The sequence below is a fragment of the Dactylosporangium sp. NPDC006015 genome (assembly GCF_040614215.1).
GTDB classification, from domain to species: domain Bacteria; phylum Actinomycetota; class Actinomycetes; order Mycobacteriales; family Micromonosporaceae; genus Dactylosporangium; species Dactylosporangium maewongense.
In genome coordinates, this window is record NZ_JBEXUD010000001.1 from 522,674 (window position 1) to 542,358 (window position 19,685).

23 protein-coding genes and 1 pseudogene are annotated in these 19,685 nt (G+C 72.8%); 4 read left to right on the top strand and 20 right to left on the bottom strand.

From position 1 onward, the window contains the following. The first annotated feature begins 102 nt into the window (after positions 1-102). Positions 103-1,281, top strand: a complete 1,179-nt coding sequence (locus tag ABZ321_RS02355) for a pyridoxal phosphate-dependent aminotransferase (protein WP_354888709.1) — start codon at positions 103-105, stop codon at positions 1,279-1,281. Between the two features lie 682 nt (positions 1,282-1,963). Here ABZ321_RS02355 and dprA read toward each other — a convergent pair. From dprA to ABZ321_RS02380, 5 genes and pseudogenes are all read right to left on the bottom strand, one after another. Continuing rightward, positions 1,964-3,169 (bottom strand): DNA-processing protein DprA, encoded by a 1,206-nt coding sequence (gene dprA, locus ABZ321_RS02360; RefSeq protein WP_354888712.1) that lies wholly within the window; start codon positions 3,167-3,169, stop codon positions 1,964-1,966. Continuing rightward, complete coding sequence (locus ABZ321_RS02365; RefSeq protein WP_354888715.1) at positions 3,166-4,680, bottom strand: YifB family Mg chelatase-like AAA ATPase; 1,515 nt, start codon at positions 4,678-4,680, stop codon at positions 3,166-3,168. Before ABZ321_RS02365 ends, dprA begins: the two co-directional genes overlap by 4 nt. Further along, the gene (locus ABZ321_RS02370) at positions 4,680-5,039 is read right to left on the bottom strand and encodes a YraN family protein (RefSeq protein WP_344507927.1); all 360 of its coding nucleotides are present in this window, start codon (positions 5,037-5,039) and stop codon (positions 4,680-4,682) included. The genes ABZ321_RS02365 and ABZ321_RS02370 overlap by 1 nt, the downstream gene beginning before the upstream one ends. Positions 5,040-5,126: 87 nt before the next feature. Next, positions 5,127-5,648, bottom strand: coding sequence for a GNAT family N-acetyltransferase (locus ABZ321_RS02375; protein WP_354888988.1), 522 nt, complete (start codon positions 5,646-5,648; stop codon positions 5,127-5,129). Between the two features lie 93 nt (positions 5,649-5,741). Continuing rightward, a pseudogene (locus ABZ321_RS02380) lies at positions 5,742-6,041 on the bottom strand (MarR family transcriptional regulator); the annotation flags it as partial. Between the two features lie 77 nt (positions 6,042-6,118). On the opposite strand from ABZ321_RS02380, the gene ABZ321_RS02385 reads away from it, so the two are divergent. Genes ABZ321_RS02385 through ABZ321_RS02395 form a run of 3 tightly spaced genes read left to right on the top strand, consistent with a single transcriptional unit; the run spans position 6,119 to position 8,657 of the window. Next, on the top strand, positions 6,119-6,457 hold the full coding sequence (locus ABZ321_RS02385) for a hypothetical protein (protein ID WP_354888718.1): 339 nt from the start codon (positions 6,119-6,121) through the stop codon (positions 6,455-6,457). Further along, positions 6,454-7,410 carry a tyrosine recombinase XerC gene (locus tag ABZ321_RS02390; protein WP_344507931.1) on the top strand — a complete coding sequence of 319 codons (957 nt, stop codon included), beginning with the start codon at positions 6,454-6,456 and terminating at the stop codon, positions 7,408-7,410. Before ABZ321_RS02385 ends, ABZ321_RS02390 begins: the two co-directional genes overlap by 4 nt. 50 nt (positions 7,411-7,460) lie before the next feature. Then, complete coding sequence (locus ABZ321_RS02395) at positions 7,461-8,657, top strand: aminotransferase class V-fold PLP-dependent enzyme (protein ID WP_354888721.1); 1,197 nt, start codon at positions 7,461-7,463, stop codon at positions 8,655-8,657. On the opposite strand, the gene ABZ321_RS02400 is transcribed toward ABZ321_RS02395, so the two are convergent. The 15 genes from ABZ321_RS02400 to ffh all read right to left on the bottom strand — a co-directional run bounded on the left by ABZ321_RS02400 (position 8,654) and on the right by ffh (position 19,646). Further along, complete coding sequence (locus ABZ321_RS02400) at positions 8,654-9,172, bottom strand: M23 family metallopeptidase (protein ID WP_344507935.1); 519 nt, start codon at positions 9,170-9,172, stop codon at positions 8,654-8,656. The two genes, ABZ321_RS02395 and ABZ321_RS02400, sit on opposite strands and share 4 nt — an antisense overlap. A gap of 94 nt (positions 9,173-9,266) precedes the next feature. Next, positions 9,267-9,587 (bottom strand): DUF2469 domain-containing protein, encoded by a 321-nt coding sequence (locus ABZ321_RS02405; RefSeq protein ID WP_033357832.1) that lies wholly within the window; start codon positions 9,585-9,587, stop codon positions 9,267-9,269. After that, complete coding sequence (locus tag ABZ321_RS02410; protein WP_354888726.1) at positions 9,584-10,330, bottom strand: ribonuclease HII; 747 nt, start codon at positions 10,328-10,330, stop codon at positions 9,584-9,586. Before ABZ321_RS02410 ends, ABZ321_RS02405 begins: the two co-directional genes overlap by 4 nt. After that, positions 10,330-10,788: an NUDIX domain-containing protein gene (locus ABZ321_RS02415; RefSeq protein ID WP_354888729.1), complete on the bottom strand. Its 459-nt coding sequence runs from the start codon at positions 10,786-10,788 to the stop codon at positions 10,330-10,332. Before ABZ321_RS02415 ends, ABZ321_RS02410 begins: the two co-directional genes overlap by 1 nt. Before the next feature lie 19 nt (positions 10,789-10,807). Beyond that, entirely contained in the window at positions 10,808-11,449 is a 642-nt protein-coding gene (gene lepB, locus ABZ321_RS02420) for a signal peptidase I (RefSeq protein ID WP_344507940.1), read from the bottom strand. A gap of 21 nt (positions 11,450-11,470) precedes the next feature. Continuing rightward, positions 11,471-12,283 carry a signal peptidase I gene (lepB, locus tag ABZ321_RS02425; protein WP_344508182.1) on the bottom strand — a complete coding sequence of 271 codons (813 nt, stop codon included), beginning with the start codon at positions 12,281-12,283 and terminating at the stop codon, positions 11,471-11,473. Positions 12,284-13,095: 812 nt separating this feature from the next. Further along, positions 13,096-13,452, bottom strand: a complete 357-nt coding sequence (gene rplS / locus ABZ321_RS02430) for a 50S ribosomal protein L19 (RefSeq protein WP_344507941.1) — start codon at positions 13,450-13,452, stop codon at positions 13,096-13,098. A gap of 98 nt (positions 13,453-13,550) precedes the next feature. Beyond that, positions 13,551-14,276 carry a tRNA (guanosine(37)-N1)-methyltransferase TrmD gene (gene trmD / locus ABZ321_RS02435; RefSeq protein ID WP_354888733.1) on the bottom strand — a complete coding sequence of 242 codons (726 nt, stop codon included), beginning with the start codon at positions 14,274-14,276 and terminating at the stop codon, positions 13,551-13,553. Continuing rightward, entirely contained in the window at positions 14,273-14,824 is a 552-nt protein-coding gene (gene rimM, locus ABZ321_RS02440; RefSeq protein WP_344507945.1) for a ribosome maturation factor RimM, read from the bottom strand. The genes trmD and rimM overlap by 4 nt, the downstream gene beginning before the upstream one ends. 3 nt (positions 14,825-14,827) lie before the next feature. Then, positions 14,828-15,085: an RNA-binding protein gene (locus ABZ321_RS02445; protein ID WP_033357826.1), complete on the bottom strand. Its 258-nt coding sequence runs from the start codon at positions 15,083-15,085 to the stop codon at positions 14,828-14,830. Further along, positions 15,060-15,539, bottom strand: a complete 480-nt coding sequence (rpsP, locus tag ABZ321_RS02450; protein WP_344507947.1) for a 30S ribosomal protein S16 — start codon at positions 15,537-15,539, stop codon at positions 15,060-15,062. Before rpsP ends, ABZ321_RS02445 begins: the two co-directional genes overlap by 26 nt. A 154-nt stretch (positions 15,540-15,693) precedes the next feature. After that, a complete protein-coding gene (locus tag ABZ321_RS02455; protein ID WP_354888737.1) occupies positions 15,694-16,389 on the bottom strand; it encodes a DUF402 domain-containing protein in 696 nt (231 codons plus the stop codon). Continuing rightward, the gene (locus ABZ321_RS02460) at positions 16,386-17,036 is read right to left on the bottom strand and encodes a DUF402 domain-containing protein (protein WP_354888740.1); all 651 of its coding nucleotides are present in this window, start codon (positions 17,034-17,036) and stop codon (positions 16,386-16,388) included. Before ABZ321_RS02460 ends, ABZ321_RS02455 begins: the two co-directional genes overlap by 4 nt. Beyond that, positions 17,033-18,127, bottom strand: a complete 1,095-nt coding sequence (locus ABZ321_RS02465) for an amidohydrolase family protein (protein ID WP_354888743.1) — start codon at positions 18,125-18,127, stop codon at positions 17,033-17,035. The genes ABZ321_RS02460 and ABZ321_RS02465 overlap by 4 nt, the downstream gene beginning before the upstream one ends. Then, the gene (ffh, locus tag ABZ321_RS02470) at positions 18,111-19,646 is read right to left on the bottom strand and encodes a signal recognition particle protein (protein ID WP_344507952.1); all 1,536 of its coding nucleotides are present in this window, start codon (positions 19,644-19,646) and stop codon (positions 18,111-18,113) included. Before ffh ends, ABZ321_RS02465 begins: the two co-directional genes overlap by 17 nt. Between the last annotated feature and the right edge of the window lie 39 nt (positions 19,647-19,685).

Below are 19,685 nucleotides of genomic sequence, written 5' to 3' on the forward strand. Positions count from 1 at the left end.
TAGGCGGTCCGGATGATCCCCGCCACTCCGGTGCACTGCCGGATATCCGCCGGTGACGGTCCTGGGCAACTCCAGCAGTGACCGGCGTCGCATACTCGGTGGGTGACTGACGCCTCGCGTGATCAACTCGTCGCCCGGATGCGCCCCTTCGGCACGACCATCTTCGCCGAGATGTCGGCACTCGCGGTCCGCACCGGCGCGGTCAACCTCGGCCAGGGCTTTCCCGACACCGACGGCCCCACCGCCATGCTCGACGCCGCCGCCGAGGCCCTCCGCTCCGGCCGCAACCAGTACCCGCCGGGCCCCGGCGTCCCCGAGCTCCGCGCGGCGATCTCGGCCCACCAGAAGGCGTTCTGGGGCCTGGACTACGACCCCGACGGAGAGATCATCGTCACGGCCGGCGCGACCGAGGCGATCGCCGCCACCATCCTCGCCCTCTGCGAGCCCGGCGACGAGGTCGTCTGCTTCGAGCCCTACTACGACTCCTACGCCGCCTCCATCGCCCTCGCCGGCGCGGTCCGCCGCCCGGTGACCCTGCGCGCCCACGACGGCGGCTACGCCTTCGACCCGGCGGAGCTGCGCGCCGCCTTCGGCCCCCGCACCCGGCTCGTCCTGCTCAACTCCCCCCACAACCCGACCGGCAAGGTCTTCACCCCCGACGAGCTGGCGCAGATCGCCGCCCTCTGCGAGGAGTTCGACGCGGTCGCCGTCACCGACGAGGTCTACGAGCACCTGGTCTTCACCGACGCCGACGCCCCCCACGTGCCGATCGCGTCCCTGCCCGGCATGCGCGCCCGCACGCTGCAGATCTCCTCCGCCGGCAAGACCTTCTCCTGCACCGGCTGGAAGATCGGCTGGATCTGCGGCCCCCGCGACCTGGTCTCCGCCGCCCTGCGCGTCAAGCAGTTCCTCACCTTCGTCAACGCCGGCCCCCTCCAGCCCGCGATCGCCGTGGCCCTGAACTCCCCGCCCTCCTACTACGAGCAGTTTCGCGACGACCTCCAGCGCAAGCGCGACCGCCTCTGCGAGGGCCTGACCGCCGCCGGCTTCGCCGTCCTCCGCTCGGAGGGCACCTACTTCGTCACCGCCGACATCACCCCCCTCGGCGGCACCGACGGCGTCGACTTCTGCCTCGCCCTGCCCGACCGCTGCGGCGTCGTCGCCGTGCCCACCCAGGTCTTCTACGACGACGCCGCCGCCGGCCGCCACATCATCCGGTTCGCCTTCTGCAAGCGCGACGAGGTCATCGAGGAAGCCATCACCCGCCTCCGCCGCCTCTGACCCCCGCCCCCGTCACATGATCGTGGGTGTGGGCGGCCACAGCAGCCGTTCGACAAGCGGCACAGCACCACGCCCAGAGCGCTGAACATCCACGAACCCGGCCGACCCGACTGATCAGAGAACACATCTGGCTGCCGACGCCGCCAGACACGACGCCCCCGGACACGAGCCGCCCAGACGCAACCCGACCCAGACCCGCCCCCGCCTGACACGACAACCCGGACACGACAACCCCGGACCCGACCCCCGCCCAGACTCGACCCCGCAGGACGCGACGCCGCCCAACCGCAACGCCGCCCGGGGGCAACGCCGCCCAGCCGCAACGCCGCCCGAACGCAACGCCGCCCGGACGTGACGTCGCCCGGACGTGACGTCGCCCGGAGGCGCGGGGCGAATCGGCGACGGCCGGGGGCCAGGGCTGCGGGCCAGGGCTGCGGGCCAGGGCTGCGGGCCAGGGCTGCGGGCCAGGGCTGCGGGCCAGGGCTGCGGGCCAGGGCTGCGGGCCAGGCGTCCGCAACCCAGGCAGGGCATCCCGGGCGGCCCGGCGCTCCTTCCGCGGGGGCGGTCTGGCCACTGCTCGGGGGCGGTCTGGCCACTGCTCGGGGGCGCACCAGTGCGGACGCGGCCGGCGTGCGCGGTGGCAAGGACGGCCGGCTGACGGCGTGCCGGGTCGGGGATGCTGTCACGAGCGGGCCTTCGGAGCGAGGCGGTAGCCGGCTTCGGTGCTGACGACGAAGCCGTGCTGCTCCAGAACGGGAAGGGTCCGGCGGGCGGCGCGGGTGGCGACGCCCGCGATGGCGGCGATCTCCTCCGCCGAGCGGGCGGCGCGAGGGGCCACCGCGTCGAGGACCCTGGCCTGGGTGGCGTCCAGGGCGTCCTCGGGGCGCTCGTCGCCGTGGATGGGGTCGGCGAGCTCCCCGAGCCGGCCGACCTCCTCGACGATCTCGTCGACGCGGGTGACGAGGACGGTGCCGGGGGTGCGGAGCTCGACGTGGCAGCCGACCGACATCGCCGAGGTGATCGGGCCGGGGACGACCATGGCGGAGCGCTCCAGGCGGCGGGCATAGGACAGCGTGTTGCGGGCGCCGCTGCGGGAGCCGGCCTCGACCATCACGGTGCCGCGGGTGGCGGCGGCGATGACCCGGTTGCGGGTCAGGAACCTGGTCTTGTGCGGCCGGGTGCCCGGCGGCCACTCGGTCAGCAGGAGCCCCTCCTCGGTGATGCGCTCGAACACGGCCGCGTTGGAGACCGGGTAGACCTGGTCGATGCCGCAGGCGAGCACCGCGCAGGTCACCCCACCGGCGGCGAGGGCGCCCCGGTGGGCGGTGACGTCGACGCCGAGCGCGCCGCCGGAGACCACCGCCCAGCCGCGCTCCGCCAGGCCGAAGGCGAGCTCCGACGCGACGAACTCGCCATAGTGGGTGATGGCCCGGGCACCGACCACGGACACCGACCGCTCCAGCGCCTCCTCCAGCCGGACGGGCCCGCGCAGCCACAGGCACAGCGGCGGGTCGGTGTCGCGGCGGAGCGCGTCGGCGCCGTCGCGGCTGACCCGGGTGAGGTCGTCGAGCGCGGTGAGCCACTCCTCGTCGACGGCGGTGACCATGCGAGCGCCGAGCCGGCCCGCCCGCTCGGTCATCTCGCCGGCCAGGGTGAGCGCGACCCGCTCGGCCCACGCGTCGGCGGAGCCGGTGCGCGCGTCGAGCAGGGTGGCGTCGAGGCGGGCGTGGACCGCGCCGGCGAGCGCCTCGGTGACGCCGTGCCCGTGCAGCACCATGACAAGCGCCTCCGGCGCCCCGACAGCCCGCACCAGCAGCCCGAGCTCCCGGCTGCCGGGCTCCACCAGATGGGCCAGCGCCAGCCGCGCCGCCCGGTCGATGGTGCTCATCGGCCTCTCCTTGACCGCATCTCGAGGGCTTCGTGGACATCGCCGATGGTGGGGCGGTCACGGCCGTCGAGGTCGGCGACGGTCCACGCGACGCGGGTCGCGCGGTCCATGCCCCGGGCCGACAGCTGGCCGCGGTCCATCGCGGTGGCCAGCGGGTGCAGCACGGCGCGCGGCAGCCGGAAGCGCCGGTCGCGCAGGACGGCGGCGGGGACCTCCCCGTTGGACCGGGCGTGCGGCGCCCACCGGCTCGCCGCCGCCTGCCGCGCCCGCACGACCCGTGCCGCGACGGTCGCGGACGACTCGGCCGGCTCGGTGCCGAAGAGCGCCGCCGCGCGCACCGCCACCACGTCGACCTGGAGGTCGACCCGGTCCAGCAGCGGGCCGGAGAGCCTGGACCGGTACCGGACGCGCACCCCCGGCGGGCACTGGCACATGGCGTCGCCGCCGGGCCTCGCGCACGGGCACGGGTTGGCGGCGAGGACCAGCTGGGCCCTGGCGGGATAGACCGTCTCGCCGTGGACCCGGCGCAGCCGCACCTCACCGTGCTCCAGCGGCTCACGCAGGGCATTGAGGGCGCTGGCCTGGAACTCGGCGCACTCGTCGAGGAACAGCACCCCGTGATGGGCGAGGCTGATCGCGCCGGGCTTGGCGATGCCGGAGCCGCCGCCGACGAGCGCCGCGATCGAGGACGTGTGGTGCGGCGCCTGCAGCGGCGCCCGGCGGATCAGGCCGGCGCCGGCAGGCAGCTCGCCGGCGACCGAGTGCAGCGCCGTGACCTCGATGGACTCCCGCTCGGTGAGCTCGGGCAGGATGCCGGGCAGCCGCTGGGCGAGCAGCGTCTTGCCGGCGCCGGGCGGGCCGAACATCGCCAGGTGGTGCCGGCCGGCGGCGGCCAGCTCGATGGCTCGGCGGCCGCGCTCCTGGCCGAGGACGTCGGCGAGGTCGGCCGGCGGGCGCTGCGCCGGTGGCGGCTGCGTGGGCGGGTCGAGCAGCGTCTCGGTGCCGTGGACGAAGCCGATGATGCGGCCGAGGCAGTCGGCGGCGCGGACCCGCACGTCGGGCACGAGCCGCGCCTCGTCGACGTTGCCGGGTGGGACGACGACGAGGCCGGCGCCGGCGCGGCTGGCGGCGAGCACGGCGGGCAGCACCCCGCGGACGGGCCGGAGGGTGCCGTCGAGGCCGAGCTCGCCGAGGATGACCGCGTCGACCAGCAGGCGCGTCGGCAGGTCGGCGCCGGCGGCGAGCACGGCGAGCGCCATGGCGGTGTCGAACCCGGAGCCGTGCTTGCGCACGTGGGCGGGCAACAGGTTGACCGTGATGCGCTGCTGCGGCCAGGTGGCCCCGGAGTTGTGCACGGCGGCCCGGATGCGGTCGCGGGCCTCGGTGAGCGCGGCGTCGGGCAGGCCCGACACGACGAGGCTCGGCAGCCCGGGCGCGACGTCGGCCTCGACCACGATCACCTGCCCGGCCACCCCTTGCAGGGCGACGGAGCGGATCTTCGCGTAGCCCATCAGAAGACCCCGCGGAGGTGCCGCACGCCGACGGTGTCGGCGCCGAGCAGGACGGCCACCACGTCGAAGCGGACCTGCCGCCGGTCGCCGGCGCCGTGCGTGGCCAGCCAGCGGGCGGCGAGCCGGCGCACGCGGCGGGCCTTGTCCGCGCTGACCGCCTCCGCCGGCGCCCCGAACTTGGCGCCCCGGCGGGTCTTCACCTCGACGAACACCAGCACCGGCCCATCGCGGGCGACCACGTCGATCTCACCGGACGGGCAGCGCCAGTTGCGGTCGAGGGGGACGAGGCCACGGGCGATGAGGTGCCGCACGGCCAGGCGCTCGCCGAAGCGGCCCACGATCTGGTTGGTGTTGGTCATGTGGGGAGCCTGCCGCGTTTCGCGAAACGGGGCGCGACGCGAGCGGGCAACCTGTGGACAACGGGCCGCCTGTGGAAAACGTGAACGTCACAGCGACAGGCGCCACTGCTCCTCGGCGACGTCCACGCCGTACACGAACGCCGGGGCGGCGCTCTCCAGCACGAACCCGGCCCGCTGGTAGATGCGCCGGGCGGCGAGCAGCACGTCCTGCGTGTAGAGCACCATCTCCCGGTACCCGGCCCGGCGCGCGAACCGCACGCACTCGTCCACCAGCGTGCCGCCGACGCCCATCCCCCGCGCCGCCGGCTCCACGAACAGAAGCCGGAGCTTCGCCACGCCCTCGTCCGCCCGTACGCAGAAGATCGACCCGACGGGAGCGCCGTCGACCTCGGCGATCCACCCCGCCTCGGTCCGCGGGTCGTGCAAGGCCGCGTAGTCGGCGACGATGCGGGCCACCAGCGCCTCGAAGGTGGCGTCCAGCCCGTACTCCGCGGCGTAGAGCGCGCCGTGGCGCTGCACGACCCAGCCCAGGTCGCCGGGCAGCGGCGGCCGCAGGACCACGGCGCGCGGCGGCAGGACGCCCTCGAACACCGACCGGATCGTGTCCATCGCGCCGACCAGCCGCCGCCGGTCGACCTCGCCGACGGAGGCGAGCAGCCCGGCGATCTGCTCCTCGGAGCGCGCGTCCAGCGCCGCGAACGCCTCCCGCCCGGCCGGCGTCAGCTCGATGTGGCGGCGGCGCGCGTCCGATGCGGACCGGGACCGCGCGACGAGCCCGTCGGCCTCCAGCCTGCCGAGGATCCGGCTCAGGTACCCGGCGTCGATGTCGAGCAGCCGCCGCAGCTCGGCCGTGTCGTGCGCGCTGTCCACGGCCAGCTCGTACAGCACCCGCACCTCGGCCAGCGAGTATGCGGAGTCGTGCAGGCCGGCCCGCAGCACCCCGATGAGGTTCGTGTAGTAGCGGTTGAACTCCCGTACGGCCGCGACAGTCATAATTGACATAGTCAACGATTTTCCTGACGGAGTCAAAGAACTCAAGGCGATATCGCACAGCGATAGCGGGCACTATCGTTGGTGGCATGACTGCCCCTGCCGACAAGCTCGTGGAGCTGCTCGAGACGCTCCCCGCCCCAACCCGCCAGGAGATCACCGTCTGGCTCCTCGACCGCGGCACGCCGGCCCAGGTCGGCGGCGGCAACCTGCTCGCCGCAGCCGTCGAGATGCGCGCCGGCGTGCTGAACAACGCCCTCGGCGGCGCCCTGCCGGTGGGCGAGGAGAGCCAGCTCGTCACGTTTCGCCTGCCGACCGAGCGGCACGCCGAGCTGCGCGCCTGGTGCGCCGAGCACGGTTTCACGATGGCGGCGGTCGTCCGGGGCCTGATCGAGCGGTTCCTCGAAGACCAACTCCGTCGCAAATGACGAGAAGACCAGCTCCGCCGCAGACGACCGGCGTCGCGGAGCAGCACGAAGCGCTACCGGACGGCATGCGCACGGCGGTCGACGACTTCGCCCGCCACCTCGCCGCCGAGCGCAACCGCTCCGAGCACACCGTCCGCGCGTACGTCGGCGACGTCGTCTCCCTGCTCGACCACGCCTCCCGCGCTGGCGCGACCGCCCCGGGCGAGCTGACGCTGGCGGTGCTGCGCGGCTGGCTCGCCCGCCGGCGCGCGGCCGGCGCCGCCCGTGCCAGCCTGGCCAGGCACGCCGCCGCCGCGCGGACGTTCACCGCCTGGGCCCACCGCGAGGGCCTGCTCGCCACCGACCCGGGCCAGCGCCTCGCCAGCCCGAAGGCGCACCGCGACCTGCCGACCGTGCTGCGCGCCGACCAGGCCGAGACGCTCGTGACCGCCCCCGCGGGCCGCGACGACGCCGTGGGGCTGCGCGACCGGCTGGTGCTGGAGCTGCTGTACGCCACCGGCATCCGGGTCAGCGAGCTGTGCGGCCTGGACGTCGGCGACGTCGACCGGATGCGCCGCGTCGTGCGGGTCATCGGCAAGGGTGACAAGGAACGCGCGGTGCCCTACGGGCTGCCCGCCGAGCAGGCGCTGACCGAGTGGCTGCGCAGCGGCCGCCCGGCCCTCGCCGGCCCCGCGAGCGGCGCGGCGCTGCTCCTCGGCGCGCGCGGCGGCCGCCTGCAGCCCGCGGCCGCCCGGCGCCTCGTCGACGGGCACGCCAGGGCGACCGGCCTGCCGCACACCTCCCCGCACGACCTGCGCCACTCCGCCGCGACCCACCTGCTCGAGGGCGGCGCCGACCTGCGCTCGGTGCAGGAGCTGCTGGGGCACGCCTCGCTGGCCAGCACCCAGATCTACACCCACGTGTCGATCGAGCGGCTCCGGTCCGCGTACGAGCAGGCCCACCCCCGCGCCTGACTCCGGCAACGCGACCCGGAAGGGCGGCGCAGGACCTTAAGATCGTGGATATGTCCGCTCCGGAGCCGATTCCCGGCGCACGCCTGCTGTTCTCCAACGACGCGGCGGTCGCGCAGCTCAACCACGGCTCCTTCGGCCTGGTGCCGATCCCGGTGCAGCGGGCCCAGCAGCGGCTGCGCGACGAGGTCGAGGCCAACCCGCCACGGTTCTTCAGCGTCGGCCTGGAGGAGCGCATCGCGCACGTGCGCCGGCACCTCGCCGCGTTCGTCGGCGCCGACCCCGACCTGACGGCCCTCGTCGACAACGCCACGACCGGCACGTCCACGGTCCTCGCCGCGCTCGGCGGCGGCGATGGCGGCGACGGCGACGACGGCGGGAGCCTCGGCAGCGGCGACGAGATCGTCACCACCGACCACGGCTACGGCGCCGTCGACCTCGCCGTGGACGCCTTCTGCCGCCGGACCGGCGCGAGCCGGAGGGTGGCCCGCATGCCGCTCGCCCCCGACGACGACGCCGCGGTCGAGGCGGTCCTCGACGCCGTCACCGGCAGGACGCGGCTGGTGGTCGTCGACCACATCACCGCGGCGACCGCGCGGGTCCTGCCGGTCCGCAGGATCGTCGAGGCGGTCCGCGGCCGCGCCGGCGAGCGGGCCGCGGTCCTGGTCGACGCGGCGCACGCGCCCGGCATCCTGCCCGACCCGGTCGCCGGCATCGGCGCCGACTTCTGGGTCGGCAACCTGCACAAGTGGGCCTACGCACCCCGCGGCACGGCACTGCTGTCGGTGGCGCCGCGCTGGCGGGGGCGGCTCCAGTCGCTGGTCGTGTCCTGGAACCAGGACGCCGGCTTCCCCGACAGCCTGGAGTGGCTGGGCGCGCGCGACTACACGCCGTGGCTCGCCGCGCCGACGGGCCTCTTCGTGCTGCGCTCCCTCGGCCTCGACGCGGTGCACCGGCACAACACCGCGCTCGCCGAGCACGGCCAGGCACTGCTCGCCGAGGCCCTCGGCGAGGCCGTGCCGCCGCGGACCGGGCTGCCGATGACCGTCGTGCCGCTGCCCCAGGGCGCGGTGACGGAGCCGGCGGCGGCCACCGCCCTGCGCCGCAGGATCTCCGACGAGCTCGCCACCGAGGTCGGGCTCGCCGCCTGGCGCGGCCGCGGCTACCTGCGGCTGTCGGCGCAGGTCTACAACCGCGAGGACGACTTCCAGCGCCTCGTGGAGGGCCTGCCCAAGCTGCTGCGCCGCTAGCGCGGCAGGAGCCGGACCCGGCCGCGGCGCAGCAGCGTCAGCGGGTCGAGATACACCTCCCCGGAGCGCAGCCCCCAGTGCAGGCAGGCGGCCGCCGGGCAGCCGGCGTGGCCGGGCCGCAGCGTGCCGAGCGGGGTGCCGGCGGAGACGACGGTGCCGGCCTTCACGGAGGGGTCCACGGGCTCGTAGGTCGTGCGCAGCCCGCCCGGGTGCGACACGCTCACCACCGGCCGCCCGGCGACCATCCCGGCGAACGCGACCACCCCGGGGCCCGCGCTGTGCACCACGGCGTCCGGGGAGCCGCGCAGATCCACGCCGCGATGTCCGGCACCATACGGTCCGGGTGGCGGCTCGAACCGGCGGACCACCGCCACCGGCGGCCCCAGCGGCCAGCGAAACGCCCCCGGGCCACCGTCGGGCACCGCCGGTGCGGCACGCGCGGGAGCGCCAGGGGCGACAGCGGGAACAGCGAACGACAGCGCTACCAGTACCAGCGCCAAGAAGCGGAACGGCATGCGACGAAGCTATGCCGATCCCACCCGCCCCCTCACCCGCCGGCCCACCGACCTGTGGACAACAGAGGCCTTGTGGACAAGCGGGCGGGCAGCGTCAGCCTCCGAAGCCGTTGTCGGGCAGCGAGATGTCGGGCTTCTCCAGCTCCTCGACGTTGACGTCCTTGAAGGTCATCACCCGGACGTTCTTCACGAACCGGGCAGGACGATACATGTCCCAGACCCACGCGTCGTGCATCTCGACCTCGAAGTAGACCTCGCCGTCGGAGTTGCGCACGTGCAGATCGACCTGGTTGGCCAGGTAGAACCGGCGCTCGGTCTCCACCACGTACGAGAACTGGCGGACGATGTCGCGATACTCCCGGTAGAGCTGGAGCTCCATCTCGGTTTCGTACTTCTCGAGATCCTCGGCGCTCATCGCGGTCCGCCTTCCATAGCCACATTGTCGCCCACTTGCGCCGGCACCGTCGCGGCCACGCCGGGCGCCACGCCGACGTTACCGCGCCTTTGCCTCCGCTGCCCCACCGCCGCCACGTTCGCGTAGGAGAAACGATGCTCGGTGCACGGCCCGTGCGCAACGAGCGCCGCCTGGTGCACCGGCGTGCAATACCCTTTGTGCTCGTCGAAGCCGTATTCAGGGTGCGTGGCGTGCAGCCCCCGCATGATCCGGTCCCGGGTGACCTTCGCCACCACGCTCGCCGCCGCCACACAGGCGGCGACCTGGTCACCCTTCCACACGGCGAGGCCGGGCGTGCCGAGCCCGTCGACCCGGAAGCCGTCGGTGAGGGCGTAGTCGGGGCGCTCGGCGAGGCCGGCCAAGGCGCGCCGCATGCCGGCAAGGTTGGACACGTGCAGCCCCCGGCGGTCGATCTCACCCGGCGGGATGATCACCACGGACCAGGCGAGGGCCCGGGCGACGACCTCGTCGTAGATCCGCTCCCGGGCGGCGGCGGTGAGCAGCTTCGAGTCGTTGAGCTCGTCGATCTCGCCGCGGCGGCCCTGCGGGAGGATGACCGCGGCAACCACGAGCGGCCCGGCGCAGGCGCCCCGGCCGGCCTCGTCAGCGCCGGCGACCCGCTCGAAGCCGCGCCGCTGCAGCGCCCGCTCCAGGGCCCACAGCCCGGCGGCACGGTGCACGACGGTGCGGGGAGGCGCCAGCATCACGCCACCTCCCGCAGCAGGGACGGCAGGTCCGGCGGGTAGAAGCGCTCGCCCGAGCTGGACAGCGCGTCGACGGACCACCACCGGGCCTCGTCGATGCAGCCCTGCTCCACCTCGTTGAGCCGGGACAGGTCGACCGCCGTGGAAACAGCACGGGCCACGAAGAACGACTGCTCCTGCGAGAACCACGAACCGTCGAACGGGAACGACACCGTGTCGCTGCGCACCGGGCCGACCAGGTCCGCCGCCGCGAACAGCAGCCCGGTCTCCTCGAACAGCTCCCGCACGGCGGCGTCCAGCAGCGTCTCGCCCGGCTCCACGCCGCCGCCCACGGTGAACCAGTACGTGTGAGACGGGCGCGCGGGGTCCCACCCGTGCAGCATGAGCACGCGGCCGTCCGGGTCGAGCAGGAGCACCCGCGCGGCCCGGCGGTCGATGTGTCCCCCGTCGTGGGTCATACGACGAGATTACGACGTCTCACTTCGCAGTCGGCGCCGGCACCTTGTCGAAGGTCTCCGGCACGCTGAGCCATTTCGCCCTGGAGAAGGGCCAGAACACCACGAACGCCCTGCCCACGACGTTGTCCTCGGGGATCGTCGCCTGGACGGGGTCCTTGTACCGGACGAAGTTGTACCGCGAGTCGCCCGATCTCGACCGGTGGTCGCCCATCACCCACAGCCGCCCGGCCGGCACCGTGACGTCGAACTGCTCCTCGCTGGGGAGATCCTGCAGCCCGTTCTCGTCGGCGTAGATGTAGGTCTCGTCGAGGGCCTTGCCGTTGATGGTGATCCGCTGCTTGTCGTCGCAGCACACGACGTGGTCGCCGCCGGTCGCGATGACCCGCTTGATGAAGTCCTCCTCGGACGGGTCGTTGCGCCACGACGCGGGCGCCTCGAAGACGATCACCTCACCCCGGTGCGGGGAGCGGAAGTCGTAGACGAGCTTGTTGACGAGCACGCGGTCGCGGATGAGGAGGGTGTTCTCCATCGACTCGGACGGGATGTAGAACGTCTGAAGGACGAATGCCCGCACCACGACGGCGACGATGATCGCCACGCCCAGCAGCACTGGCAACTCGCGCCAAAACGTGTTGGGGCGCTTGGTCTGCTCGTCAATCACGCCCTGAAGGGTACGTGCTCGTCACCATTGGCGACGTCTCAACCGCTCCTGACGCGCCGAACGGGTCGAAACCGTGAGAGTCACCGCGAGTGGTGCAAGCACCATATCGGGCACCAAAGGTAAATCAGGCGTTCTGGTGACCCGCGGGCCGACCGAGGCCGAAGCGCTCTTCGGCACGTTCTTGAATGTGTCCGGCACCGGCAGCCAGGCCCACCGCCCGCTCGGCCACAGGATGACGAAGGCCCGGCCGATGACGTTGTCGATCGGCACCTGCCCCTGGCAGCGGGAGTCCTGCGAGACGCCGCGGTGGTCGCCCATCACGAACATCTGCCCCGGCTCGACCTTGATCGGGCCGAAGCGGCGCGCCGTGCACTGCTTCGGGTTGGGGGTGGCGTCCAGGGGTGAGTCCTCGTAGACATACGCGGACTCGTCCAGCGGGTAGCCGTTGACGAAGACGCGGCCCTGCACGTCGCAGCAGGAGACGGTGTCGCCGGGCAGGCCGATGACCCGTTTGATGAAGTCCTTCTCGCCGGGCTGGCTGAAGCCGACCAGGTCGCCGACCGTGCGGCCGAGCTCGGCGAAGAAGCCGGCGTCCTTGTCGACCTGGTTCTCCGGCGCCCAGTTGGCCGGGCCCTCGAACACGACGACCTCGCCGCGCTGAGGCTCGCGGACGTCGTAGAGCACCTTGTTGACCAGCACCCGGTCGCCGACGAGGAGGGTGTTCTCCATCGAGCCGGACGGGATGAAGAACGCCTGCACGAGGAACGTGCGGATGAGCACCGCCAGGCAGAACGCGACGATCAGCAGCAGCGGCAGCTCCTGCCACAGCGGCATGTTCTTGCGCTTCTTGCGGACCTTGCTGCTCCACGAGGCGGCGGAGCTGTCGTCGTCGTAGGCGCCGCGGCGGCCGGCGGACGCGCCCCGGCCCCGGTACGAGCCCTGCTCGCCGGAGCGGCGGTCGTCGTAGCCGTCGCGGTCGTCGTACCCACGGTCGTCATAGCCACGGTCGTCGTAGCCGCGGCGGTTGTAGCCGCGCGTGTCGTAACCCTGCGCGTCATGGCCGCGGTCGTCGCGGCCCCGCTGGTCATAGCCGCGGTCGTCATAGCCCCCGCCGTCGCGCCCACGGTCGCCGTAGCCCTGGTCGGCGTAGCCCCGGTCCTCGAACGCGCGGTCGCGCACGACCGGCGGCTCGTCGCGGTCCCACCGGCCCCGGCCGGAGTCGCGACCGCGGTCGCCGTGCGGGTCGTCGTCCCAGGACCGGGCGGGCCGGTTCCAGTCACCGCCGCGCTGATCATCCCGGTCCGGGTCACCACCACGGTGCCGCCCCCAGGCGTCGAACGCCTGCTGGGACTGCCCCGCCTGCGTCTGGCCCCAGTAGTCGTGCTCCGGGTAGGTGTTGCCGCCGAAACCAGGACGCCCACGCTCCCCGCCCTCCTGATCCAGGGGGCGGCGGCGTGGGTGTATGTCATCGCCGCGATCGTCGTAACCATCGCGGCCGTAGTCGCTTGCCATCGGCGTCAGCCTAGAGGCACAAGACCAAAATGGGGAGCCCGGCGCCGGTTGACCGGAAAGCGAGCTTCAGGCGAACGACGACGAGGAGGGCCCGTGGACGGGTCCTCCTCGTCGGAAGTCGATCAGGGTGCGGCTCAGCCGACCTTGGTCTCGCGCTTCTCCTTGATCTTGGCCTTCTTGCCACGGAGGTCGCGCAGGTAGTAGAGCTTGGCCCGGCGCACGTCACCGCGGGTGACGACCTCGATCCGGTCGACGGCGGGGCTGTTGACCGGGTAGGTGCGCTCGACGCCGACGCCGAAGCTCACCTTCCGGACCGAGAAGGTCTCGCGCAGGCCGTCGCCCTGGCGACGGATCACGACGCCCTGGAAGACCTGGACCCGGGACCGGTTGCCCTCGACGACCCGCGCGTGCACCTTGACGGTGTCACCGGCGCGGAAGCTCGGGAGATCGGTCCGCTGCGACATTGCGTCGAGCGCGTCCAGCGTGTTCATCGCGGCAGTTCCTCGTCACTCAAGGCACGCCCGAATCCATGGCGCGCGAACGTAAAGATGATCAGGAGGTGCGCAGCCGTCGGCCCGCAGCAACCCCACTACTTTGCCACATCGACACCCGGAATCTGAAATCCGGTCCCCTCAAGATGCGAGAGCAGGTCCGGACGCTGCGCGGCGGTGCGCCGCAGCCCCTCCTCGCGCCGCCAGCGGGCGATCTTGCCATGGTCGCCGGAGCGCAGCACCTCGGGCACGTCCAGCCCCCGCCAGGTCGGCGGCTTCGTGTACATGGGCGCTTCCAGTACACCGGCGGAGTGTGACTCCTCCACCAGGGAGTCGGCGTTGCCGAGCACGCCCGGCAGCAGCCGGGTCACCGCCTCCATGACGACCAGCACGGCGACCTCGCCGCCGAACAGGACGTAGTCGCCGAGCGAGACCTCGCTCACCCGCATCCGGGTGGCCGCGTGGTCGATCACCCGCTGGTCGATCCCCTCATATCGCCCACAGGCAAACAGAAGGTGCGCGTCCGAAGAAAACGCGCGTGCGAGGTCCTGTGTGAACGGCGCACCGGCGGGCGTGGGAACGACGAGATGCGTGGAAGGCGACGCGAGGTCGTCGAAGCACTGCCCCCACGGCTCGGGCCGCATCACCATGCCCGGACCTCCGCCATACGGCGTGTCGTCGACGGTGCGGTGCACGTCGTGCGTCCAGGTCCGCAGGTCGTGCACGGCGAGCTCGAGGATCCCGGTGCGGCGGGCCTTGCCGATGAGCGACAGGTCGAGCGGGGCGAGATACTCCGGGAAGATCGTGACGACGTCGACCCTCATAGGTCGAAGAGGCCTTCCGGCGGGGTGATGACGATCCGCCCACCCGGCACGTCGACCTCGGGCACGATCTCGCGGACGAACGGCACGAGGCCGGTCCGCCCGTCGACCAGCCGCACGACGAGCAGGTCGTGCGCCGGGGCGTGGTCGATGCGCAGCAGCTCGCCGACCTTCTCCCCCGCCGCGTCGACGATCGAGAGACCGACGAGGTCGTGGTCGTTGAACTCGTCGGGGTCCGTCGGGGCGGGGATGTCGGCGCTGTCGACGCAGAGCAGCACGCCGCGCATGTCCTCGGCGAGGTTACGGTCGTAGATGCCCTCGAACACGACGAGCAGCCGGCCCTGGTGCGGGCGGACCGACTCGACGGTGAGGGTCGCCGGCGGGCGCCAGGCACCGGCCGGGACCTTCTGCAGATGCCGGACCGCCGTCGAGTCGGTCACCAGGACCGACCCGACGGCGAAACGATCTGCCGGATCATCCGTGCGGATGTCCACGACGACCTCGCCGCGGACGCCGTGCGCACGGAATATCTGACCGACGACGAGGAACATGGATCAGTACGCGTCGACGATCTCGACGCGGACGCCGCGACCACCGATCGACGTGATCACCTGGCGCAGCGCCTTCGCGGTGCGACCACCGCGACCGATCACCGTGCCGAGGTCCTCCGGGTTGACCCGGACCTCGAGGCGCTGACCGCGACGGGAGTCGACCATGCGGACGCGGACATCGTCAGGGTTGTCGACGATGCCCTTGACCAGGTGCTCCAGCGCGGGGCGCAACACGTCAGGCCTCCGCGCCGGCGCCGGCACCGGTCTGCTCCTCAGCCTGCGCGGCCGGGGCCTCGGCCGGGGCCTCGGCCGCCGGAGCCTCGGACTTCTTCTTCGGCTCGGCCTTCTTCGCCTTCGGCGCCTCGGCGAGACCGGCGGCGACCTGCGCCTCGGCCTCGTAGGTGGCGCGGCGGTCCGGCGCGGCGGCCTTGACCTTCAGCGGCTCGGCCGGCGCGGGCAGACCCTTGAACTTCTGCCAGTCACCGGTCTTGGAGAGGATCGCCCGCACGGCCTCGCTCGGCTGCGCGCCGACCGACAGCCAGTGCTGGACGCGCTCGGAGTTGACCTCGATGCGCGAGGGCTCCTCCTTCGGGTGGTAGAGCCCGACGAACTCGATCGCCCGACCGTCACGCTTGGTGCGCGAGTCGGCGATGACGATGCGGTACTGCGGGTTGCGGATCTTGCCCATCCGCAGGAGCCGGATCTTGACGGCCACTTGGTTGCTCGCTCCTGGATCTGTGTGGAAGCCGAGCGAACGTCCGGACACCGTGGGGATTGGCGCCTTCGGCTGCTCTGATGGAAAGGACCCGACGCCGGGTTAGAGGGCTCGACGCGAAACCTGATACCAGCAATCCATTGTGCCAGACCCGCTACCCACCGCAAAAACCGCGGTCCCAACCCTGCGGAAGATCCGGGACCGTCCAGTTCGCCGGCGGGGTGAAGTCGGTCCACGTGCCGTCGAACGGGAACTCGCCCGCCTCGATCTCCTTCACGACCCGCTCACCCTCGGCCCGCACGAAGGCCTCGTCGGGCACCCAGTAGTGCTCCGGCAGGGCGAGGCGCTCCAGGAACTCCTCCTCGTCCTTCCAGTGCCAGGTCCGGTCCGGAGCCGCCACGATGTCGAGGTCCCAGTCGGTGACGTCGACGCCGGACGCGCCGCCCTCGTCGCTCCAGCGGACCGCCGGGCGCTCCAGGTTGACGTACCAGTTCTTGAAGCGGTCCCGCTCGTCGTGGAACCACCAGACCGAGTGCGCCGGGTCGCCGGGCCGGTGCAGCTTGAGCACGCCGGGCCCGTCCCAGGTGCCGTGCTTCAGCGCCGTGCCCCGGGTCACGAACTCGGCGAAGGGCATCGTGCGCATGCCGAAGCCGTCGCCGGAGACCTCGTTGACCACCGGGGTGCCCCGGGCGACCCACAGCAGCAGGCCGCGCTCGTCGTCGGAGACGACCCGGGCCGGCCGGACCCAGCCGATCCGGCCCAGGCGCACGTTGCGGTGCACGATGACCTGCCCGGGCGTGAACCTGACGCTCGACGGCGCTGCGTCGGTCGGCCCCCGCTGAACGCTCAACGACGCTCCCTCGGTCGGTCCCAGCCCTCAGCGACGGGCGGGGGGATGCTCCAGCCGGCCGGCGGCCGGAAGTCGGTCCAGGTGCCGTCGAAGGGCCACGCGCCGGCCTCGATCGCCGGCACGACCTGCCGTCCCTGCTCCCAGACCGCCTCGGCGTCGCCCACCCAGTAGTGCTCGGGGAAGGCGAGGCGCTCGTTGAGCTCGTCCTCGTCCTTCCAGTCCCAGCGCCGGTCGGGCCAGACCCAGATGTCCAGGTCCTGGTCGGTCAGGTCGATGCCGGCCACGGCGCCGTCGTCCCACGTGACGGACGGCTCCTCCAGGTTGACGTACCAGGCCCGGAAGCGACCGGCGGGGTCGAACAGCCACCACACCGAGTACGCGGCGCCACGCGGGTTGAACTTGAGTGTGCTCGGCCCCCGGTACACATCCTGGATGATCTTCTTCGGCGCGAGCACCCACTCGGCGAAGGGCATGTCCCGCGGCCCCCGGCCGTCGGTGGTGACCTCGCGGATGAGCGGGCTGCCGGTCGCCATCCACAGGCGCAGCCCGAGCTCGTCGTCGGCGACGACCCTGGCCAGCGGCGCCCAGACGAGCGTGTCACGGGCGAAATGCCGGTGCAGCACGGCCCGCCCGGGGCTCAGCGTCACCTGACGACCCGGCCCTTGAGGACGATCCGGCGGGGCCGGAGCAGCTCCGTGAGGTCGGCGCGCGGGTCGCCGTCGTAGACCACCAGGTCGGCGAGGCCGCCTTCGACGAGGCCCGGGAAGCCCAGCCACTCGCGGGCACCCCAGGAGCCGGCCCGCAGCACGTCGAGCGACGGCATGCCGGCCTCGCGGTGCAGCAGCAGCATCTCCTGGGCGGCGAGCCCGTGGGCGATGCCGCCACCGGCGTCACTGCCGACGTAGATCGGCACTCCCGCCTCGTGCGCCGCCCGCACCACCGATGGGAAACGGTCCCTCAGGTCGAGCATGTGCTGGGCGTACGCCGGGAACTTGGCGGAGGCGGTCGCGGCGATCCCGCCGAAGGTCGCGATGTTGATCATCGTCGGGACGAGCGCGGTCCGCTGCTGAGCCATGAGATCGATGTCGTCGAGCGACAGGCCGGTGCCGTGCTCGACGGAGTCGACGCCCGCGCGGACCAGCGCCGCGACGGACTCCTCGGCGAACGTGTGGACGGCCACGCGGGCACCGGCGGCGTGCGCGGCGGCGACCGCGCCGGCCATCGCGTCCAGGTCCCAGGCTGGGGCGAGGTCGCCGACGCCCCGGTCGATCCAGTCGCCGACGAGCTTCACCCAGCCATTGCCGAGCCCGGCCTGCCGGGTGACCTCCTCGGCGAGCGACGCTGCGCCGACCTCGACGCCGATGTCGCGCAGGTAGCGCTTCGGCGGCGCCACGTGCCGGCCCGCCCTGGCCAGCCGGGGCATCTCCGGGTCGTCGTCGAGCATCGGGTACGGGATGGGCGACCCCGCGTCACGGATCGCGAGCACGCCCGCGGCACGGTCGACCAGCGCCAGCTCCCGGGCGGCGGCGACGCCGGCGGACGGGTGCCCGCCCGGCGCGATGCCCAGGTGGCAGTGCGCGTCGACGAGCCCCGGCAACACGAAGCCGCCGTCGGCGACGGTCACGGCACCCGGCACGGGTGACAGCGTCACCCGGTCGCCGACGAGCCAGATGTCGGTCTGCGTGTCGTCCGGGAGGAGAACGCCCCGGACGTGCAGCGCCTCAGGACTGTCCGTCACGCTTCTGCAGCTTCGAGAAGTCGAGCTTCGGCAGCTTGAAGCCGGCCGGCAGCCCCGCCGCATTCGGGTCCATGGCCGCCGGGTCGAAGCCGGGCGGCAGCTGCGGCACGCCGCCGCCGAGCCGGGGCTGGCGGGCGCCGCCACCGCCGCTCTTGCCGCCCTTGCGCTTGTTCTTCGGCGACTTGGTGGCCTTGCGGCGCGTGCCGGGCATGCCCATCATGCCGCTCATCTGCTTCATCATCTTCTGCGCGTCGGCGAAGCGGTTGAGCAGCTGGTTGACGTCGGTGACGGTAACGCCGGAGCCGTTGGCGATGCGCACCCGGCGCGACGCGTTGAGGATCTTGGGGTTGGTGCGCTCGCCGGGGGTCATCGAGCGGATGATCGCCGTCACCTTGTCGAAGTGCTTGTCGTCGATCTCGGCGATCTGGTCCTTCATCTGCCCCATGCCCGGCATCATGGCCAGCACGTTGGCGATCGGGCCCATCCGCCGCACGGCCTGCAGCTGCTCGAGGAAGTCCTCCAGGGTGAACGTCTCGCCGCCCATGAGCTTGGCGGCCATCCGCTCCTTCTGGTCGTCCTCGAAGGCGGCCTCGGCCTGCTCGATGAGCGTGAGCACGTCACCCATGCCGAGGATGCGCGAGGCCATCCGGTCGGGGTGGAAGACGTCGAAGTCCTCGAGCTTCTCACCGGTCGACGCGAACATGATCGGCTGGCCGGTGACGTGGCGGACGGAGAGCGCCGCACCACCGCGGGCGTCGCCGTCGAGCTTGGACAGCACGACTCCGGTGATGCCGACGCCGTCGCGGAAGGCCTGGGCGGTGGTGACCGCGTCCTGACCGATCATCGCGTCGATGACGAAGATGACCTCGTCGGGGTCGACGGCGTCGCGGATGTCGGCGGCCTGCTGCATCATCTCGGCGTCGATGCCGAGCCGGCCGGCGGTGTCGACGATCACGATGTCGCGCATCTGGCGGCGGGCGTGCTCGATCGACTCGCGGGCGACGCTGACCGGGTCGCCGACGCCGTTGCCCGGCTGCGGCGCGTAGACCTCGACGCCGGCCCGGCCACCGAGGACCTGCAGCTGGTTGACGGCATTGGGGCGCTGGAGGTCACAGGCGACGAGCAGCGGCTGGTGGCCCTGCGCCTTGAGCCAGCGGGCGAGCTTGCCCGCCAGGGTGGTCTTGCCGGAGCCCTGGAGGCCGGCGAGCATGATCACGGTCGGCGCGGTCTTGGCGAACTGCAGCCGGCGCGCCTCGCCGCCGAGCGTCGCGACCAGCTCCTCGTGGACGATCTTGATGACCTGCTGGGCCGGGTTGAGGGCCTTGGACACCTCGGCGCCGCGGGCGCGCTCCTTGAGCCGGGCGATGAAGTCCTTCACCACCGGCAGCGCGACGTCGGCCTCGAGCAGCGCGAGGCGGATCTCCCGCGCGGTGGCGTCGACATCCGCCTCGGTGAGCCGACCCTTGCCCTTCAGCTTCGTGAAGATGCCGGAGAGCCGATCACTCAGGGTGTCAAACACGACGAATCCGTCCTCGAGGTAGGCGCTGCTGCAAAGGGT

What these genes read in the sequence shown, in the direction of transcription:
- ABZ321_RS02390 (WP_344507931.1), top strand. Translation starts at nt 6,454, where the DNA reads ATGACGAGAAGACCAGCTCCGCCGCAGACGACCGGCGTCGCGGAGCAG.
- ABZ321_RS02410 (WP_354888726.1), bottom strand. Translation starts at nt 10,330, where the DNA reads ATGCTGGCGCCTCCCCGCACCGTCGTGCACCGTGCCGCCGGGCTGTGG.
- ABZ321_RS02395 (WP_354888721.1), top strand. Translation starts at nt 7,461, where the DNA reads ATGTCCGCTCCGGAGCCGATTCCCGGCGCACGCCTGCTGTTCTCCAAC.
- ABZ321_RS02385 (WP_354888718.1), top strand. Translation starts at nt 6,119, where the DNA reads ATGACTGCCCCTGCCGACAAGCTCGTGGAGCTGCTCGAGACGCTCCCC.
- lepB (WP_344508182.1), bottom strand. Translation starts at nt 12,283, where the DNA reads ATGCCGCTGTGGCAGGAGCTGCCGCTGCTGCTGATCGTCGCGTTCTGC.
- ABZ321_RS02370 (WP_344507927.1), bottom strand. Translation starts at nt 5,039, where the DNA reads ATGACCAACACCAACCAGATCGTGGGCCGCTTCGGCGAGCGCCTGGCC.
- trmD (WP_354888733.1), bottom strand. Translation starts at nt 14,276, where the DNA reads ATGAGGGTCGACGTCGTCACGATCTTCCCGGAGTATCTCGCCCCGCTC.
- dprA (WP_354888712.1), bottom strand. Translation starts at nt 3,169, where the DNA reads ATGAGCACCATCGACCGGGCGGCGCGGCTGGCGCTGGCCCATCTGGTG.
- rimM (WP_344507945.1), bottom strand. Translation starts at nt 14,824, where the DNA reads ATGTTCCTCGTCGTCGGTCAGATATTCCGTGCGCACGGCGTCCGCGGC.
- ABZ321_RS02415 (WP_354888729.1), bottom strand. Translation starts at nt 10,788, where the DNA reads ATGACCCACGACGGGGGACACATCGACCGCCGGGCCGCGCGGGTGCTC.
- ABZ321_RS02375 (WP_354888988.1), bottom strand. Translation starts at nt 5,648, where the DNA reads ATGGACACGATCCGGTCGGTGTTCGAGGGCGTCCTGCCGCCGCGCGCC.
- ABZ321_RS02400 (WP_344507935.1), bottom strand. Translation starts at nt 9,172, where the DNA reads ATGCCGTTCCGCTTCTTGGCGCTGGTACTGGTAGCGCTGTCGTTCGCT.
- ABZ321_RS02365 (WP_354888715.1), bottom strand. Translation starts at nt 4,680, where the DNA reads ATGGGCTACGCGAAGATCCGCTCCGTCGCCCTGCAAGGGGTGGCCGGG.
- rplS (WP_344507941.1), bottom strand. Translation starts at nt 13,452, where the DNA reads ATGAACACGCTGGACGCGCTCGACGCAATGTCGCAGCGGACCGATCTC.
- ABZ321_RS02405 (WP_033357832.1), bottom strand. Translation starts at nt 9,587, where the DNA reads ATGAGCGCCGAGGATCTCGAGAAGTACGAAACCGAGATGGAGCTCCAG.